The sequence below is a fragment of the Serratia bockelmannii genome (assembly GCF_008011855.1).
Taxonomy (GTDB): domain Bacteria; phylum Pseudomonadota; class Gammaproteobacteria; order Enterobacterales; family Enterobacteriaceae; genus Serratia; species Serratia bockelmannii.
The window spans coordinates 1-12755 of record NZ_VOUX01000029.1; the positions used below are offsets into that span (position 1 = coordinate 1).

General features: G+C 53.9%; 14 protein-coding genes. 1 reads left to right on the forward strand and 13 read right to left on the reverse strand.

Going from position 1 to position 12755, the window contains the following annotated elements:
• Positions 1-776 precede the first annotated feature (776 nt).
• The 10 genes from FOT55_RS13935 to FOT55_RS13980 form a co-directional block, all read right to left on the reverse strand.
• Positions 777-1061, reverse strand: coding sequence for a hypothetical protein (locus tag FOT55_RS13935; protein WP_147823579.1), 285 nt, complete (start codon positions 1059-1061; stop codon positions 777-779).
• Between the two features lie 137 nt (positions 1062-1198).
• Complete coding sequence (locus FOT55_RS13940; protein ID WP_147823580.1) at positions 1199-1735, reverse strand: helix-turn-helix transcriptional regulator; 537 nt, start codon at positions 1733-1735, stop codon at positions 1199-1201.
• 252 nt (positions 1736-1987) lie between these two features.
• Positions 1988-2800 carry a hypothetical protein gene (locus FOT55_RS13945; protein WP_147823581.1) on the reverse strand — a complete coding sequence of 271 codons (813 nt, stop codon included), beginning with the start codon at positions 2798-2800 and terminating at the stop codon, positions 1988-1990.
• A 170-nt stretch (positions 2801-2970) separates the two neighbouring features.
• Positions 2971-3483 (reverse strand): fimbrial protein, encoded by a 513-nt coding sequence (locus tag FOT55_RS13950; RefSeq protein ID WP_187181944.1) that lies wholly within the window; start codon positions 3481-3483, stop codon positions 2971-2973.
• Between the two features lie 10 nt (positions 3484-3493).
• Positions 3494-4066: a fimbrial protein gene (locus tag FOT55_RS13955; protein WP_147823583.1), complete on the reverse strand. Its 573-nt coding sequence runs from the start codon at positions 4064-4066 to the stop codon at positions 3494-3496.
• 10 nt (positions 4067-4076) lie between these two features.
• The gene (locus tag FOT55_RS13960; RefSeq protein WP_147823584.1) at positions 4077-4691 is read right to left on the reverse strand and encodes a fimbrial protein; all 615 of its coding nucleotides are present in this window, start codon (positions 4689-4691) and stop codon (positions 4077-4079) included.
• Between the two features lie 47 nt (positions 4692-4738).
• Complete coding sequence (locus FOT55_RS13965) at positions 4739-5488, reverse strand: fimbria/pilus periplasmic chaperone (RefSeq protein WP_147823585.1); 750 nt, start codon at positions 5486-5488, stop codon at positions 4739-4741.
• A gap of 30 nt (positions 5489-5518) precedes the next feature.
• A complete protein-coding gene (locus FOT55_RS13970; RefSeq protein WP_147823586.1) occupies positions 5519-8074 on the reverse strand; it encodes an outer membrane usher protein in 2556 nt (851 codons plus the stop codon).
• Between the two features lie 29 nt (positions 8075-8103).
• A complete protein-coding gene (locus FOT55_RS13975; RefSeq protein ID WP_147823587.1) occupies positions 8104-8649 on the reverse strand; it encodes a fimbrial protein in 546 nt (181 codons plus the stop codon).
• An 85-nt stretch (positions 8650-8734) separates the two neighbouring features.
• Positions 8735-9295, reverse strand: coding sequence for a fimbrial protein (locus tag FOT55_RS13980; RefSeq protein WP_147823588.1), 561 nt, complete (start codon positions 9293-9295; stop codon positions 8735-8737).
• A 425-nt stretch (positions 9296-9720) separates the two neighbouring features.
• Between FOT55_RS13980 and FOT55_RS13985 the strand changes: the two genes are divergently transcribed.
• Complete coding sequence (locus FOT55_RS13985; RefSeq protein ID WP_060433939.1) at positions 9721-10479, forward strand: winged helix-turn-helix domain-containing protein; 759 nt, start codon at positions 9721-9723, stop codon at positions 10477-10479.
• Positions 10480-10545: 66 nt separating this feature from the next.
• Here the strand turns inward: FOT55_RS13985 and FOT55_RS13990 are convergent, their stop codons facing one another.
• From FOT55_RS13990 to FOT55_RS14000, 3 genes are all read right to left on the reverse strand, one after another.
• Positions 10546-11037 carry a hypothetical protein gene (locus FOT55_RS13990; RefSeq protein ID WP_147823589.1) on the reverse strand — a complete coding sequence of 164 codons (492 nt, stop codon included), beginning with the start codon at positions 11035-11037 and terminating at the stop codon, positions 10546-10548.
• Positions 11018-11752, reverse strand: a complete 735-nt coding sequence (locus FOT55_RS13995; RefSeq protein WP_238476113.1) for a winged helix-turn-helix domain-containing protein — start codon at positions 11750-11752, stop codon at positions 11018-11020. The genes FOT55_RS13990 and FOT55_RS13995 overlap by 20 nt, the downstream gene beginning before the upstream one ends.
• Before the next feature lie 325 nt (positions 11753-12077).
• On the reverse strand, positions 12078-12698 hold the full coding sequence (locus FOT55_RS14000; protein WP_049204134.1) for a DUF2238 domain-containing protein: 621 nt from the start codon (positions 12696-12698) through the stop codon (positions 12078-12080).
• Positions 12699-12755 lie beyond the last annotated feature (57 nt).

The window sequence follows — 12755 nt, forward strand, 5'->3', positions numbered from 1 at the left end:
CCTCACCCTGCGGGCCAGCGCTGAAGCGCTGTTCAACGCGGCGCCAGCGCCGGTTGTCCGAGTCCGGTCGCCCTATTTAGAAGAACCCGCCTATGGCGGGTTTTTGCTTTTCAGGGACTGGACTCTTCATCGAACTGCGTTCGATTATTCGGCCAAAGGCCTCCCCCTACGGGCCAGCGCTGAAGCGCTGTTCAACACGGCGCCAGCGGCGGTTGTCCGAGTCCGGGCACCCTATTTAGAGAACCCACCTATGGCTGGATTTTTGCTTTTCAGGGACAGGACTCTCCATCGAACTGCGTTCGATTATTCGGCCTCAAGGCCTCACCCTACGGGCCAGCGCTGAAGCGCTGTTCAACGCGGCGCCAGCGCCGGTTGTCCGAGTCCGGGCACCCTATTCGTTGAAGCGGATACTTACTCTCTGGTAAAAAACGCTACGTCATACAATGCGTAGCAGCGTCAATGATGACGTCGCAATGCCAACCAGCGGGAAGAATAGCCGAGATCTTGAATAGATAACTGCCTTTTCTTCATCCGCTGCGCATGTTTGTAGAATGAATAGATGCTTAAACAGAACAAGAATATCGCGAAATAAAACAAATCCACTTCACCTTTCCCTTGGTGTAGATAATACCCCACGTAAATTACGTACAGCTACCATCACTGCCAACGATAATAATTCACCGAACTTATATTTTGAGTCGGAACAACAGGCTATTTAATCAATAGCCACAAAAAAAGCAGGGAGGATAGCCCTGCTTGTCATTTAAAAATAAATATTACTGGCATAGCGGCGAGTATTTTTTCATAAACGGCGATTCACAGATCGCATTCATGACTTCGCCTTTATCTTTTTCTTTAGGCTTGGCGCCTGTGTTGGTGTTGCCCGCACATTGCCCACCATTTTTCCCCTGACCATTGATGCATTGGCCAAAATCGCTATTGCCGGCGCCGCTGGCGTTGCCATTATTGCCCTGCACGCTCTGATTGCCATTAAAACCGGCATGAGCATAAGACGCCATCATGATGCAGGCGCCGAGAAGCAAAGCTGTCGTCTTTTTCATAACTTTCCCTTTTTGTTATTTAATAAATGAATAAAACAAGAATTAATATTCCCCTGATAAATTTTAATCATAATTCACTATCCTTTAGCGCTCTAAAGATAACAGATGGGAATAATTAAAATTATCCCCCATCACGGTTAGGAATACTCTGCCTCTGGCGATAGTAACCAATACATAAAATCATGGCTGCGGTTTAACATCAGCTTACCCATTACCGAACGTTTATGGCTGTGCACCGTTTTAACGCTCACACCCATTATTCTGGCGGTTTGCGATTGATCCAACCCACGCCGCATATAGCCGATAACCTGCCGCTCACGGCGGGTCAGCGCCTGACCGGAAAAATGGCATACCGGGCCGGGATTGGCCAGGGCATCGGTCAGCAGCGTAAACAGGTATTGCTGATCGTCAGTGCGGTACAACACCCGGCTTGTACGCCTGGCGACAAGGGTCTGCCTTTCTTTAATGGTGACGACGTGTGCCCTTGAATAGGCAGCCCAGCATCGGGTGCACCGGATCTGCGAGGTCAACACGATGTCAGGCCGCTCATCGCTGCCTGGCGGCAGGAAATGCGCGACTTTGTTATACTGCTGCGCATATTTCGCAATGCTTAACCGCAAGCCGGCGGCAAAATAGCGGTTTTCGTCATCAATCACAATATTGATTGGTTTCATTGTCTGAGCCTCCTGTAGGCCTATTTTCCCTTGTTTGCCAAACGAGAAACTATTCCTGAGAAACAGCCCGGTAGATTCTGCCCCCACCGTTATTCATTTTACGCAGCCTTCCGCTGAAAATATTTTCAGCGGAAGGGCCAAGAGTAACAGCGCTTAATGAAACGTATCGCTGAGAATCACGTTCCTAACGGGGTAATACATTCATAACGCCAGCACCCCATTAAAAAGAGGGGGCAGGCCGTTTAGTCACTGTTATATGATTTCTATTATCGCTACCACAGGCACAGAAAACGGGCCGGTATGCGACGTATTATTATTCCTGAGATCACCGTCGATAAAGATTTCTCTATTGCCGCCAGGCACTTTGACATAATCCTCGCCCACGCCGGTGATCAGGTCTCTAAACTTCAGGCTGGCGGTCATCCGCCCGTCCTGGCTTAACGACATGTTGGTGACATTGGAATTAAACTTAACGCGTAAGTAAGCCTCGCTGGCACAATTTACCTTAATGCTTCCCGTGGCCTGCCGGGCCGTAACGTCGCTGCTGAATGAGCCAAAGTCAACGATGGCATTCGTGTCAAGAATATCGCAGCTGTTCGTCCTGGGTATCTCTGGGGAACAGCCGAAAGGGCCACTCCATTTACCGTTAATTGACACACCGAAGCAGAGTCTAAGAGGCCAGTTGTTAATCTGATTTATATCTCTGGCCGAGTTCGTTCCATTGCGCCCTAAATACCTGACTAACGGCGCGAGCTCCCCCATGGTTTTGGCCGTTTTCGTGCTGGTCTTGCAATCCGCCGTGTTGCAGCTGCTGTTGGTCTCAACCAATGCCACACCTACACGTGGGGAGTTCGATAAGGTCATCACCACAGATAAATTGCATTCTCTTTGCCCATAACATGGGTTGGGTTCCTGCGACTCCGGTAAAATACGGAGAAACGTAAAAGAGAGAAAAGCATAGGATCCACTTGTAGGCTCTATACGAGGAATAGCCTCGAAATTAGCGGAGCTGGCCGCATTTATGCCGCCAAAAAATACGATTAACACTAAAAAAATCTTTTTCATCTGGTTACCCTGCCGGCAAAATAGATTATCCGACCTCGCCAATGGCGAAAATATTCCGCCGGTTAAGTGCCGTCGGTGCGCCTCTTTCCGCCGCGTTTAAAACGCGGCGGCTTTAATTGATGCCGCAGCCCGCTACCGGAGCAGTACGGCTCCGGTGCCGAGATAATGCTTTACTCATACATAGCGGTCATGGTCGCCGTGGCGTTGAAACTCCCCTCGGGTAAACCCGCGCTAGGTTTGCCGATCGGTACAGCGTAAAGCTTGGTCGGGTTATTTATATCGGCGATTGTCAGCTTGCTCTTAGGCACATAGGTGGTATCTCCGGTGCCCTGAACAATACGTAACCCAAAATTATTAAACTGCGGAGTAGGTTGGGCCTGGATCGCGTTGTAGTCGCCCCATGGTACGGTCGTATATTCCAGCATTACCTTAAGCTGGCCACTATTTGGCGAACCGCCGGAGCAGGAAATGGTGTAGGGAATCTCCATTTTTTTGTAGCCGACGCCATCCACTTTATTGCTCACCACTTCCTGAAAATCAACGCTGATATCTTTACCCGTGTTGAGGACGCAGTCGGGCGCCGTCACCAGCTTACCGGTAAAATTCACACTTATCGCCTGCGCCGCGCCGCTGGCCAGCAATCCCATGCAGGCCAAGGCAGCCAACCCTGGTATATTTTTCATCTTCATCTCCTTATTGAACCTCTACTAATAATGTGGCGGAACTGGAAAAGTCCCCCCCGCGCAACGTGGCGCCGCTGCGTTTAACCGGCACGGCGTAGAGCTCGGGGTAATTGGGATAAAAAAAGTTCTGCCACTCGTTCAGCTTCAGCTGCTGGCCATTTTGGAGCAACAGCTTGATCGCCAAATCTTCCTTCTCGCGGGTCCGCAGCAAACCGGCGCCAAAATTCGGGCTATCGCCCTGCAATGTCACTTTCATCAAGCCATTCATACCGGAGGTATCGCCGCTGCAGCTCACGCTATAGGGGATCTTTTTCTTGCCGTAGTTGACGCCGTCAATGTCTGCGATATTCAGTTCGCCGAAGGGCACATCGATGTCATTGCCGCCGTTGATTTCACACTTTGGTTTCGCGAGCACTTCGCCTTTCACCGTGACATTCACCGTGGCGGCCTGCGCCAGCTGGCCAAAACTCAGCACCGCCAGCAGCGTGAGCGCCGAAGCGGCAGCGGTGCTGGCCGCCAGCGCGCAGCCCAGAATGAGATATTCGCCGCCGATAGCCAGCGTGCGTCGCCTTGTATCGCCCATACCGTCCACCTCAGTCATAGTTCAGCCGGAAATCGATCGCCGCGCGGTAGGCGCCCGCCAATAGCGGCGCACGCGTGCGCTCCGCCATCACATAAAACTGCAGCCCGTTATCGCCCAACGCCAGCAGCTGCGGCCGGCTGCGGCTGCCCAGCCGCACATCGCGGTTATCCGCATCCAACAGCCGCAGCCCCAGGCCTGCGGCACCCTGCACCTGCACCAGCTGCGGGTTATCCGCATCGGCCGTGGCGGTGAAGCTCACTGTGACCGCCGGCTGGTAGGCATCCCACAGCCGGTAACCCAGGCGAGTGTCTCTGATGGCCGCCCCCATGCGCGTGCAGTCACGCAACCGCAGTTGGAAGGCCACCGGCTGCGTGCGATTGCCGGGCACTGCCAGGCTGCTCGTGGTGGTTTCACCCAGCCAGATATCCTGGTGGGCCGAAGACATCTCCAGCCGGCAGGCGCCTTCGGTCAGCGCGCCATGCACAAACAGCATGCCGTGGTTACCAGGCTCTGCCCGGCTCCCCTGGCTCGTCAGCAAAACCAGCGCCAATAACGCCGCCTGGCCTGCCCGTCGCGTTAAAGCGTCTCTTCCCTGGCTGTTGCAGCCGTTATCGATTCTTTGCATGAGTTTCCCTGCCGCTTCAACTGATGGAGCGCCGCTGCCGGCGCCGATTATCCTTGCTTTTCAGGCACCACCTGACAATCGCCGGCGCCACACTTGAAGGTCAGATCCGGGCGGCCGCCGTAGTCATTGATATAAGTCAGCACCGGTGCATTGCCCAGGCCAGTGGCGCCTAACATGACGCTACCTTTCGGCGGCACCATCAGCGGTTCAAAACCGGCGGCAGTTTTACCGCTCTTGCTGCTGCGGGCATCAACCAGCGTGATGTAATACGGGGTCGGGTTATTGGCCTTAAAGCCCGCACCCTGGCGGGTCAGCGTCAGCTGTTCTTGCCACGGGCTGTACGCGGCGTTTTTGTTCGGCACGATCGCCGCCGGGCGGTAAAACAGCTTGATGCGGGTCTGCAGCGCGATCTGCAGCGTGTTGGCCTTGGTGCTCTTCGGCGGGATCTCGCGCAGGTTGAAGTAGAACAGGCTCTCGCGATCCTGCGGCAGTGCCTTGGTGGCCGGCAGCGCCTGCACCTTGACCTGGCTTTGTGCGCCCGGCTCCACCCGCTGCACCGGCGGCAACACGATCAGCGGGCTGTTGATTTTTTCACCCTGCTCATTCTCCAGCCAGCCCTGGGCCAGATAAGGCAGCTGGGTGTTTTTATTGGTGATGTTCATGCTGGCCGAGTTATCGCCGCCGTTTAAAATCACGCGGGTGCGATCCAGCGCGATGGCGGCCTGCGCCTGGCCGCTCAGCAAGGTGGTGGTCAGCAGGCCGGCTACCGACAGCGTTTTTACAGTGTTGTTTCGCATAATAAGCTTCCATTTGGTCAAAAATTGCATTTACGGGTTTTCCGGGGCATCTGCCTGGCCTTCACTGCCTGCGGCCACGCGCCGGCACGGCAGCAGCAGATCGCTCAGAGCGACATCCGTGCGCAACGCCGGCAGATCGATTTCACATTGCGCCTTCCCTTCCCAATGCACCGTCATTTGTTCACCGGCGCGGATACCGCTGAGGTAAACGCTGCCGCCGTCATTCACAATCCCGGTTTGCTGCCTGCGGCGGTTGAACACCTCGGCGCCAAACGGCGGCGTGCTGCCGTCCGCCAGGCGGATCACCGCCATGGCTTTCTGGCCGGAAATCACGTTGAAGCGCCGGTAGCCAATCGCCCCTTCGGTGAGCGTCGCCTGCACCACCGACTGCGTCGCTTCAGCCTCGTCCGATAAGTTGGTCAGATCGATGCTCGCCCGGCTGCGGTAAAAGTTGCCGACGTCCGTCACCACCGCTTTGCCAAACATGTTGGTGCGGCTCGTGGCGCCATAGCCGCGTACCGGTACCCCGGCCACGCCATCGGTGTCCAACAGCAGACGGGTGCCACCAAAGTTCCCACTGCGGTGCAGCGCCGCCCCCTGGGCGGTCAGCGTGGCGCCCCCTTGCAGACTCATGCCTAACGAGGAATACTGGCCGCTCTGATAACTCACGTTGGTATCGATACGCGCCGCGTCGCCGTCGTGGCTGTAAAACGCGCTGGCGGATTCACCGCTGCGCGAGGTGCCGGCGGTCAACTGGTAGTTGTTGTGTTCATCCAGCCGTTGGTAGTAACCCACCCGCTGGTTGTTATTGTTACGGTTCCACGAGCTGCTGTAGCTGAGGTTGGCATCCCCTCCCCATGGCACCGTCAGGCTCAGATACATACCGTCGTCGTTGGTCCCTCTGGACTTATTGCGATAGGCCGAGAGTGAGGCGCTCAGATTTTTCCACGCTCCCAGGTTGAAATAGCGCGACAGCGCCAGGCTGTAGCGTTCGTCGGTCGGCTTATCCCAGTAAGTCTGGTGGTCGTAGTTGAGATAGGTACTGATCCCCAGATCGCGGAACTGTTTGTTGAACGTAATGGTGTACATTTCCCGGCTTTTGCCGTTCCGCAGGCCGTGATAGCGCGCGTCCAGGTATTCGCTCATGGTCATAAAATTTTCTTCCGAGAAGCGATAACCGGCGAAGGTGATTTGGCTGTCGTATTCATCAAAGCTTTTCGAATAGCTCAAGCGGTACGAGCCGCCTTTTTTGGTGCCGTCGTCGATCGGCAATCTGGCCCGCGAATACGTGGTATCAAACGACAGCGCGCCGAGCACCAACAGATCGCGCCCCAGCCCCAGCGACAGCGCGTTATAATCGCCACCGGCGATGGCCCCGCCGAACAGCGACCAACCATTGCTGATCCCCCAGGAGAATTCACTAGCGGCGAAGGTTGGCCCTTGCACCTGGTGCTCCCAGTTCGACGGTCGGCCGCCGGCAAACTTGAAGCGCACCATGCCGGGGCGCGTCAGGTAAGGAATGCTGGCGGTGTCCACCTGAAACTGCTGCACGCTGCCGTCTTGTTCCTCAACCTTGACGTCCAGCTTGCCCATCACCGAATCGCTCAGATCCTGGATGCGGAACGGCCCGGCGGCGACCTGCGCCTCATACAGCACGCGGCCCTGCTGACTGATGGTGACTTTGGCGTTGGTTTTGGCGATGCCGGTCACCTCTGGCGCATAGCCGCGCAGGTTAGGCGGCAGCATGTTGTCGTCCGACATCAGGCTGAAGCCGGTAAAGCGGAAGCTGTCGAACAGGTTGCTCTGCAGCGAATCCTCCCCCAGCGCCAGGCGCGCGCCCCACTGCGGCAACGCGCGGAAAGCGTAATAGCGGCTCCAGTCAAACGTTCTCTGGCTCGATTCCCCTGAGCCGGTCTGGTGATTGAGGCTGGTCTGCCAGTCGGCCCGCAGCCGCCAGGCGCCCAGGTTGGCACCCACCGCACCGTTGCCGCCCAGGCGCTGCGTCTGGCCGCCACCGTTGCGGTTCTTCTGCACCTGGCCGTTCAGGTTATAGTCCAGCAGCAGGCCGGGAATGCCGTTATCCCAGCGCGCCGGCGGATCCCAATCCGGTGTGGAGTACTCTAAATAGGCCTGGGGAATGTTCAGATACAACGCCGACACCGCCAGATCGCCCCTGGCCTCAATGCCCTTGAGGCTGGTCAGATCCAGGCACTGCTCGTTATGCCACCAGCGCAGCTGCTTGAGAAACTCGGTTTTAAGGCCCAGTTTTTCAACCAGCTGCGGCGAGACGCAGGCCGTACTGTCATCGGGATCGTTTTCCGGCGGATAAAAAGCCACCGGCTGCTCATCCAATGACTGCTTGTTCACCAATACCGTCATGCTGTACTTGCCCGGCATAATGTAGGCGCCTTTGGAAAAGCGGCCGAGATCGATATTTTTACGATCGTTGATATCCAGGATGTCGGTGTTGAACTGAATTGCATCATCCGCCCGCCCCTGAAAGGCCAGGCTGCAGAGAGCCAGAGAAATACATATCCCTAATAAACTTAACGGGAGTGCCCCCGATTTAAATTTTCTCGCATCCATGATCCCGCCAACCTTTAACTTATTTATAATCAGTAGTAATCCAATTTAAAACGAATGGCGGAGCGGTAATCCCCTGCGCGCAATACCTGGCTGTTAGCTACCAGCTGCATTGAATAATTCAAGCGATAATCTTTTGTCAGGGTATTTTCTATTGACATCGGCACCCCAGGGTAAATATCTGTGCCGATACTGTCGGCAATGCGTAACGCCACGCCACGGGCATCGCCGATGACGCCGAAGTTTTTTCCTTCCGCATTACCGTCAAATATCATCCGGAAATGCTGGCGCCCAGAATTAGCGGAATTATCACCCGACAACCCACAGTTCACTAATTTCAGCGTAAAGGAACGGGTTAGCCCGTGCCCATCGCGGGTAATTTGTTCCACCGGCAAAGTTTTCATGTCGATGGTTTGATCACGGCTGGCCGACTCAATGGCGCAGGCCGCGTTGACAATAGCGCCTTCCATATTGACTCTTCCCCAGCCAATAACCGAAGCCGTTGCCGGCATCGCCTGGGCCGTAAAAATCGCGACCAATAGGGAAGGCGCCACTACATTTTTGCCAATCAGGGCCATAGAGATTATCCCTTGCAAACAGGAATCCATTCTGGGGAAAAGCATGCGGGCTACCCCGCATGCTGGCATTATTCAGATAAAGCGCTTATTGATAGTTCAGCGCGAAGTTAACCACGCTGGTGAATGCACCCGGAACGATAGTATCCAAAGCGCCACCATTACCTTTCAGGAAGGCGGTGAATTTCAGATCTGCTGTTTCCTGGCCCGCTTTAATACCCTGACCTGCGGTCGCCTTGCCCAACTCAATCACGGCATTACCGTTTTCGTCATCGGTCATAACGATACTCGCCCCTTTAGCAGTGCTGCCGCTGCCAAACCCGATCATTTTATTATCGTTACCGGCCGCGCCACCAGGCTGACCGGTGAAGGTGGTCTGCACTGTCTTCTGTGTGGCGCTGGTGCAGTCTTGCAGCTTAATGGTAACCGGCTGTTTTAATTGAGACTCACGGCCGTCCTTCAGGCTCAGGTTGGAGATTTGCCCCATTTCAACAGTTTGATCGATATCGCCCGGAGCGATAGAGCATGGTGCATCGATGATTTCACCGTTGAAAGTGACGGTACCGCTACCCTGATTCGCAGCCTGGGCCATCATAGAAGAAGCGCCGAAGGCCAATACCGCTGCAATCATAATTTTGTTCAGTTTCATAGAGATTCCTTACATTCCTTAGTAAGTAGTGGAGAAGAATTAAATCCTTAAGTCACGCATGCAATGCAGCAGTTTTATTCCTGAGATTTCTGAGCATTGTCTCCGTGGCTAATACGCTGCGTTTCCGCGCCCCGTATCAGTGGAAACAAATTTACACTTAGCGCCTTCCATTTGAAACGTTATGTCGCAAAAATACAAAAACACAGGATTATTATCGATAAAATAATAATTAAATAGATTAAAATCACGATAAATAGGATTTAATTATCAGTATTTATATTAAAAAACTTGTAAGCAGATAAACATTTCATTTCAATTACACGAATAAAGAGAAAAATCCTATTGCCCTGCAACTCAAGGGATTGAAAAAAGTACACAGAGGTCTCAGAATAATCTCTCGACAGGAAAGTTGACGGGTAAATAAAATGATTTTCATTATAAATGAGAGCATCCTCTATAACGAGGAGGAAGGCACATTGATGCATGTCGATAATGCCAGCAATAAAATAGCTTTACTGAAGCCGACCAGCAGACTGCTTTCGTTGTTCATCAAGAATAATAATAAGCTGTTGTTGCGAGAGAGGTTGCTTAATGATGTTTGGGTCGATTATGGGCTGAAAGCCTCCAACAATAACTTAAACAATTACGTTTCCGGGTTACGTAAATCACTGGCGCAGTTTGGCGCCGAGGAGATTATCGTCACCTATCCACGTCAGGGGTTTAAATTTATTGCTCGAAACATTCATGAAGCGAATGAAAATAAGGTGGAAATATATAGAGAAGAAAAGCACCGTGAAACGGAAATAGCGTCTACGCCGCCCCCCGGGACTTCTCCCCCCGGCATCCGACGAGCATTACAACGCTTAATAATGATTGCCGCTGCCTGTCTGGTGCCTTTTGCCATCATTGTGCTGTATCAAAACAGCACGCGTATCAGCGTTTATCCACTTGGGAATTACCAAAGCTGCCAGGTGTACAGTATGACTTTAGGTGGAGGAAGCCTGGAGAACATCAAGCAGGTGATACAACAGGCGGGCTTCAATTGCCGTACGCGGGCCGACGTCTATTATTACGCTAACATTCTTAATGAGAGCACTAACCAGGATGAACAGCAGGTCACCTACTGCCCGCGTACCGGTAACAGCCCTTGCATCAATAATTATATAGCCGGCAATCAACCTTAATCTTTTCGCTCTTGATACCCAGGGTCAGAGACAACATCGGCCCCCCGGTAATTCTGGGGGGGACCGTTATGCGCCAGTCACGCAGACAAAAAGCGGCGAATGGTTATCAGTAAACAGATAGTGATGCCGATCGATACGCTCGATGCGCATATGCAACTGCTGCCCGGCGATAGGCAACCGGCGATTCATATCCTCGCGAACGACAGAGTCCTGCGGCTTGCGGGTATTTTTCGTTACCCACATGGTGTAGTTGCTGCCGCGACGCTGGTAACTCATTTCCACGGAGCGATCGACCACATAACGTGTATCACCATCAAAAAAACTGCCGCTCATCAACATAGTGAGCTGTCGCGCGCCCTCAGGCACGATGCTCACCAGCAGCACACGCTCCATCGCCGCATCTTTATCCTGATTATGCACCCGCATCGACGCCCGGCATTCCGGCACCTGCGGCATAGCGAACAGCACATAAGCGGCGGCGCAACAGCAGGCCAGCGCCGCAAAGACTAACAGCGCGTAACGGTAATGCCATATCCGGTTATTTTTCCAGACTTTCATAGTAGTTCTCGCATTGCGCTTTGCCCGCCGCCATCGCCGTCTGCGGACAATAAAAGAAGTAAGAAGATCGCACGCGTTCTGCGCTGCCTGGTACCACCGACTGGCTGTCGTAATAAAGCAGCGTCGCCGGTTCACTACAGTGAATATGATTTCGTTTATCCAGCAACGTTTGCAAGTGCGCCAAATCCGCCTTGCCGGAACCGGTCTTATGATAAGAAGCGATGAACTTCACCTCACAGCTGCCGATGTTGCCTACGCTTACCGTGCTGATCGGCGCATAGCCGGCGTCCTGCCAGGCCCACAGACCGCTCCCCGCCGCCAACAGCAGCAACGCGGCCAACCCGAGGCGCTTAAATCGCTGCGCTCGCAGCGGCTTGGTCGGCAAGACGCTTTCTGCAGCCGCCGGGATCGGCATCTCCGACGAACTCTCCGACAGGCTGTCCGTCGTCTTCAACGAAGTGGCGGTAAACATAAATCCCTGGCGCGGCAGCGTGACGATAATCTCGTCCTCGCCCAGGGCGGCGAACATCTTGCGCAGGATGGAAATGGTGTTATTGAGGTTATTGCCGGAGGCCACCTGGCCGTGCGCTTCCCATACCTGCGTCAGCAGGGTATCGCGGGAGAGCACCAGGTTATTGTTTCTGACCAATGTGGACAGCAGGCGGTTCAGGGTGGCGGTGAGCGGTTGAGGCGGTAGCTCAGCATTGATATCCACCAACTCTGATCTATCTTCATGATATTTAATCTTATTATTAATTATGTATCTCATTATTCCCCGCTCAAAAAACTAATTAATAATAATTAGCCCTTGTTAAACATGAGAATAGTAGCACACGGCGCGAGTTAAGAAAATTCCTAGAGAAACGCATAAAAAGCTAAATAATCATAAATATAAGAAATAACATTGTGCTGTCTCACAGGGTGCCAAACATTTAACTGATGATTATCTATTTCTTATCATGTCGACATTAAAATGCCGCCCGGAAAATACTGGGCGGCACGAGAAGTCGCTATTTTCACTAGGCTTAACGCAACAAGGCTTACTCTTTTAAACGCCGCAGTTGCCTACCCTGCCAGCCACCGAACAGCCACTGGCCGGCTATCGCGCCGAGCAACGCGCAGAACATATCGGACTGCGTGTCCCACGGGTCGCCCTGGGTGCCGAGAAACTCGTCGGCGCCCTGGCCCAGCGCCAGTGCCGCCCACCACTCGATCAACTCATACACCGCGCTGATCGCCAGCGCGATGCAGCACACCACGAAGCCCAGCATCTTGCGGCCCTGCACATAACCGCCGCGCAGCAGGATCTCGCGCGCCGCCAGCGCCGGCACCAATCCCTGAAAGAAATGCCCCAGTTTGTCGTACGGGTTGCGGCCAAGATCCAGCCACTGCTGCACCTCAAAGCCCAGCGGCACGCGAGCATAGCTGTACATGCCGCCGAAAATCAGGATCAGCGCATGGAAGAAAATCAGCGTGTAGAGCAGCGGCGTCAGCGGATAACGGCGATGGGTCAGCCACAGCAACGGCAAAACAATCAATACCGGCGCCACCTCCATCAACCAGGTGGTGCGATCGTAGGGGCTGATGCCGCTGTGGATCAGCGCGGCCAGCAGCAGCAGGGTAATAACGGACAACAACAGCGGTGTGCGTGAGGCAGGCATAACCCACGTTCCTTCGGATCAATAAGGCAATCCACACTTTATACCGCAGATCGCACG